Raw genomic sequence first — 1,909 nt, forward strand, 5'->3', positions numbered from 1 at the left:
CGGCCCTTGCCGGTCAGCGCGATGAGGATCTGCCGCCGGTTGCCGGGGTCGGGTTCGCGCTCCAGCATGCCGGCGGCGGCAAGCCGGTCGACCATGCGCATCGCCGTGGACGGGATGACGTCCAGGTGCTCACCGAGCCGGGAGATGTTCATGGCGCCCCGGCTGTCCAGCACCACGAGCATGCGGAACTGCGGCAGTGTCAGCGTCTCCTCGACCGCGGCCAGCGAGCGCGCCGAGACCGACACCAGCAGGCGGGACGCCGTGAGCACGGCGGTCACCACCTCGTCCGCCACCCCGTCGGCCGGCCCTGCGGGCAGCCCGGTGGGCGACTCGGACACGGGAGCCGGAGCGGTCTCGGCGGCGGGCTGACGCTTGGGCATGGGCCATTTCTACCGTCTCCGCGCCCGCCGCAGGAACGCCGCCGGGTACGGCCGGGTGGGCTTTGCACAGGGCAATGGTTCATATTGCATAATGCAAATGTGCCTCGCTTCCTCGCCCCCCGCCCCGCCGCCGCCACCGTCCCTGCGCAGCCCCTGCGGGTACGCCACGGGCTGCTGCCCTCCGCGGCCACCGCCCTGCGCGAGGCCAAGGGCGGCCTGCTGGTCCTCGCGCTGACCGTCGGGTCGGGGGCGGGGCTCGGCGCCATCGCCTTCCGCCGGCTGATCGAGACGTTCACCCGGGCGCTGTCCGGGCACGCCGACTACGCCGCCGCCGGGCACGCCGCCAACCGCCATGTGCCGTGGCTCGGGCACTGGTTCGTGCTGCTCGCCCCGGTGGTCGCCGGGCTGGCGTACGGGCCGCTGGTGCAGCGTTTCGCCCGCGAGGCGCGCGGGCACGGGGTGCCCGAGGTCATGTACGCCGTCGCCCGGCGCGGTGGCCGTATCCCGCCGCAGGTGGCGGTGGTCAAGGCACTGGCCTCGGCGTTGTGCATCGGCGGTGGCGGGTCGGTCGGCCGGGAGGGGCCGATCGTGCAGATCGGCTCGGCGCTCGGCTCCGCGCTCGGCTCCGCGGTGCGGGTCGCGGAAGAGCGCATGCGGGTGCTGGTCGCGTGCGGGGCGGCGGGCGGTATCGCGGCGACTTTCAACGCGCCGCTGGCCGGGGTGTTCTTCGCGATGGAGCTGATCCTGCGGGACTTCACCGCCGAGTCGTTCGGCATGGTCGTCCTCTCCTCGGTCACCGCGAGCGTGATCGGCCGGGCGGCCTTCGGCGACCACCCGTTCCTGCACCCGCCCGCCTTCACCGTCACCCACCTGTCGGAGTACCTGCTCTTCGCCCTGCTCGGCCTACTGGCCGGCGGGGTCGGGGTCGCCTTCACCCGGGTGCTGTACCTGGTCGAGGACATCTGCGACTGGGCGTGGCGCGGCCCGCAGTGGGCACGCCCGGCCGCGGGCGGGCTGCTGCTCGGCGTCCTGCTGCTGCTCCTGCCGCAGATGTACGGCGTCGGCTACCCGGTGCTGGAGCAGGCCGTCGCCGGCCGGTACGCCATCGGCTTCCTGATCCTCCTGGTCGTGGCCAAGATGACCGCCACCAGCCTGACCATCGGCATCGGCGGCTCCGGCGGCGTCTTCGCCCCCTCGCTGTTCATCGGCGCCGCCTTCGGCGCGGCGTACGGCACCGCCGCGCACCACATGCTGCCCGGCACCACCGGGCCGGTGGGCGCCTACGGGCTCATCGGCATGGGGGCGGTCTTCGCCGGCGCGGCACGCGCGCCCATCACCGCGGTGATCATCATGTTCGAGCTCACCGGCGAGTACAGCATCATCCTGCCGCTCATGACGGCGATCGTGCTGGCCACCCTCGTCAGCCGGGCCCTGTCCACCGACACCGTCTACACCCTCAAGCTGCGCCGCAGGGGCGTGGACCTGGACCGGCAGCCACCGGTCGACATACTCGCCGGCGTCACCGTCGC

General features: G+C 73.5%; 2 protein-coding genes. One reads left to right on the forward strand and one right to left on the reverse strand.

The annotated features are described in order from the left end of the window. Window positions 1–380, reverse strand: a 380-nt coding sequence (locus HCN08_RS34385) for a MarR family winged helix-turn-helix transcriptional regulator (protein ID WP_167987296.1), incomplete at its 3' end; no start/stop codon positions are given. Window positions 381–599: 219 nt separating this feature from the next. On the opposite strand from HCN08_RS34385, the gene HCN08_RS34390 reads away from it, so the two are divergent. Further along, the coding region (locus HCN08_RS34390; protein WP_167987298.1) for a chloride channel protein at window positions 600–1,909 on the forward strand (1,310 nt) is incomplete at its 3' end.

Origin of the sequence: Actinacidiphila epipremni (genome assembly GCF_012034175.1) — a bacterium.
Lineage (GTDB): Bacteria > Actinomycetota > Actinomycetes > Streptomycetales > Streptomycetaceae > Actinacidiphila > Actinacidiphila epipremni.